Source organism: Muriicola sp., from assembly GCF_049669965.1.
Lineage (GTDB): Bacteria > Bacteroidota > Bacteroidia > Flavobacteriales > Flavobacteriaceae > Muriicola.
The window spans coordinates 1-3,247 of record NZ_JBATLB010000098.1 but is presented as its reverse complement, the minus strand read 5'-3'; the positions used below and the strand labels follow the sequence as shown (position 1 = coordinate 3,247).

The window sequence follows — 3,247 nt, the reverse complement described above, 5'->3', positions numbered from 1 at the left end:
TGCTTTTTACAAAATCGGCCGTACCTGCCACGATACCTACAGCCGTGGTAAAACAGGCCAGACTAACCAGGATCCCAAAGATAAATTTCCCGGTATTTCCCAAGGTGATCAGGCTCATTTGCTGCAGTAGTTCGGTTCTGGAAATGCTGGAATCAAAGGAATGATGCATTAGCGCGGCAGAAAGTATTAGTCCGGCATAGACCAGGAAGAGCGCCAGGCCTGCCATCCATCCGGCGTTGGTGATCAGCTTTTTCTTTTCATTGTAATCTTTCGCTGTATTTTTAAGATTAATAGACACTATGATCACGCCGCCTACCACGACGGCCCCAATGGCATCAAAGGTCTGATAGCCTTCTATGATGGCATAACTAAACGGATTTGGAATACTGGCCATCCCAAAGCTAAATGGCTCCACATATATAATGATACCTATAATGGCCACCAGGATCATCAAAATAGCGGGGGTCATGATCTTTCCGATGATGTTCAAAATTTTAGATCTGTTCAGGGCAAATACCAGGACCAATGCGAAATAGAAAAAACTACTTAGTAAAGGCGAGCTGTTCACTAAGGGAGCGACAGCCATTTCATGGGTCACGGAAGCTGTTCTCGGGGAGGGGAGGCTTATGGAAATGGCATATACCAGCACACAGTACACCAGACTAAAGGAAGGGGACACTTTTTTGGCAAAATCGAACATAGTACCCTGCAACCTGGCATGGGCCCTGATCCCGAGGATGGGGATCAATACGGCGGAGATAGCAAAACCTATGGCTACCAACCACCACTCAGGGCCCGCCCTAAAACCTAACTGCGGAGGTAAGATAAGGTTTCCTGCCCCAAAAAAAAGAGAGAACAAGGCAAAGGAAGTGACCAAAAGTTCTTTGCTTCTGTGCATGCTGTAATTTAAATGCAGAAAGATAGAAGAAATAGAAGAAAAGAAGAATGTGGATAGAAAAATTAAAGGCCTCTTTTCATGGAAAATGGGACTTTCATCGAATAAATGATAAAATTATCAGGGGTCACTCAATAAAAGCTTGGTAATGTGCGTTCCATTGTAAAGTGTTACACAAACCTTTTTTTGAGATTGCTCAACCCTAATTATAATCATTGCAAAATGGTGGTTCCCCAACCTACTTTTGCAGCCCTAATGACCTACTTATCATGAAGAAAATATTTTGCAATATTTTTGGCCACCACTATTCCGTGTCTAAAAAAGTAACCCAGCACATTAAAGAGTACAAATGCGTTCACTGTGGAAAAGAAGTTACCACAGACGTGAGCGGAAATTTATCTGTCTTGACGCCTGAGTTACAGGATATTAATCATACTCTGGAGATCATTTACCAAAAAAGGCACGCTGGAGAACAGCAAGTGGCCTAAAACTAGCTAGCCGAAGGAATTCCATCCCTGGGCTTTTAGTGGTATACTGGTATTATTCCTGGAAATTAAGTGTGCGCCCTGATCTGATTCTGTCAAATGCCCCACGACAGTAAGATTGGGGTTGCCCTTTATTTTTGGGAATTCTTTTTGATCAATAGTGAATAACAATTCGTAATCTTCTCCCCCGTTCAGTGCTACTGTAGTGCTGTCTAAATTAAATTCTTCACAAACCGAAATAAGAGTGGGATCTAAAGGGATTTTTTCCTCATACAGCATGCACCCAACCTTACTTTTTGAGCAAAGGTGTAAGATTTCAGAGGATAGTCCGTCGCTAATGTCGATCATGGAAGTAGGGGAAACCTCTAGATCTTTTAAGAGTTCAATAATGTCTTTTCTCGCTTCGGGTTTTAACTGTCGTTCTATAATATAGCTGTAAGGTCCCAGATCGGGTTGGTTATTGGGGTTCACCTTAAACACTTCCTTTTCTCGTTGCAGTACCTGTAATCCCATATAGGCACCGCCAAGATCTCCGGTCACTACGAGCAGATCATTGGGTTTCCCCCCGCTCCGGTATACTACTTTATTGTCTTCTACTTCTCCAACGGCTGTTACAGATAAATAAAGGCCTTTGTCTGAGGAGGTAGTATCTCCTCCCACAAGATCTACCTTGTAAAGATCACAGGCCAATTGAATCCCGGCGTACAATTCTTCCAGGGCCTCCAATGGAAAACGGTTCGATACCGCAATAGAGACCAATACCTGACTGGCCTTTCCATTCATGGCATAGATATCGCTGAGGTTCACTACCACGGCCTTGTAACCCAGATGTTTCAGGGGCATATAACTGAGGTCGAAATGGATACCTTCTATGAGCTGATCTGTAGAAATAAGCACCTTTTTATTCTTGAATTTCAATACAGCGGCGTCATCCCCAACACCCTTGACAGTAGAGGATTGAGTGAGTTTAAACTTACTTGTTAAATGGTCAATAAGACCAAATTCACCCAGTTTTTCCAGCCCTGTTTTTGCAGGATCTTTCTCTTCGAACATCCTGCAAAAATACGGAGGATATTGAATTAATCGTATCTTTACTTGGAAAAACTATACGGTCCCAAACCCTCACTGCTATGAAAAAGTCCCTATATATAGTCTTCTTGCTTTTACTTTTTTCTGCCTGCTCCAAAAATGATGATACAATTAATCCTGGCGGGATGAATCCAAACGTAGATCCACCAATAGACAATTCTGGTGGTTCTGAAGGTAATTTTGTACCCTGTGAGAACGGATTTGCAGGGGTCTATCCCTGTGACGGCTATGATCTTTTGGGTAGGATCTCCCTCAATGCCCTTAATGCAAGCTCCGCCAATGATATTTGGGGGTGGACAGATATGGCCTCTAACCGAGAGTTTGCACTGATAGGATTAAACAACGGGACTGCTTTTGTAGAGATCACGGATACGGAAGATCTCAACTATTTAGGGAAATTGCCCACGGCTACCACCTCTAGTCCCTGGAGGGATATTAAGGTGTATCAAAATTACGCCTTTATAGTTTCTGAAGCAGATGGCCATGGGATGCAGGTCTTTGATCTCACTAATTTGCTCAGTGTATCTGGAGGCCCTGTGACGTTTACGGCAAATAACCGATACACAGGATTTGGAAATGCACATAATATAGTGATCAACGAAAATACAGGTTTTGCATATGCGGTTGGTACTGCCCGAAACGACTTGTACGGCGGAGGGGCTCATTTTATTGATCTTCAGGATCCTATGAATCCACAGGCTGCTGGGGGCTATGGCGCTTCCGGGTATACACACGATGCGCAGGTAGTGACTTACAATGGCCCAGATGCAGATTACGC

Annotated in this window: 4 protein-coding genes; 2 read left to right on the top strand and 2 right to left on the bottom strand. The window is 43.5% G+C overall.

Annotated features, from left to right (window positions below):
- Positions 1-898, bottom strand: an 898-nt coding sequence (locus tag WBM49_RS05290) for a branched-chain amino acid transport system II carrier protein (RefSeq protein WP_424371020.1), incomplete at its 3' end; no start/stop codon positions are given.
- A gap of 266 nt (positions 899-1,164) precedes the next feature.
- On the opposite strand from WBM49_RS05290, the gene WBM49_RS05285 reads away from it, so the two are divergent.
- Positions 1,165-1,383, top strand: coding sequence for a hypothetical protein (locus WBM49_RS05285; RefSeq protein ID WP_424371019.1), 219 nt, complete (start codon positions 1,165-1,167; stop codon positions 1,381-1,383).
- A 6-nt stretch (positions 1,384-1,389) separates the two neighbouring features.
- Here the strand turns inward: WBM49_RS05285 and thiL are convergent, their stop codons facing one another.
- Positions 1,390-2,433, bottom strand: a complete 1,044-nt coding sequence (thiL, locus tag WBM49_RS05280; protein ID WP_424371018.1) for a thiamine-phosphate kinase — start codon at positions 2,431-2,433, stop codon at positions 1,390-1,392.
- Positions 2,434-2,510: 77 nt separating this feature from the next.
- Between thiL and WBM49_RS05275 the strand changes: the two genes are divergently transcribed.
- Positions 2,511-3,247, top strand: a 737-nt coding sequence (locus WBM49_RS05275; RefSeq protein WP_424371017.1) for a choice-of-anchor B family protein, incomplete at its 3' end; no start/stop codon positions are given.

What these genes read in the sequence shown, in the direction of transcription:
- WBM49_RS05285 (WP_424371019.1), top strand. Translation starts at nt 1,165, where the DNA reads ATGAAGAAAATATTTTGCAATATTTTTGGCCACCACTATTCCGTGTCT.
- thiL (WP_424371018.1), bottom strand. Translation starts at nt 2,433, where the DNA reads ATGTTCGAAGAGAAAGATCCTGCAAAAACAGGGCTGGAAAAACTGGGT.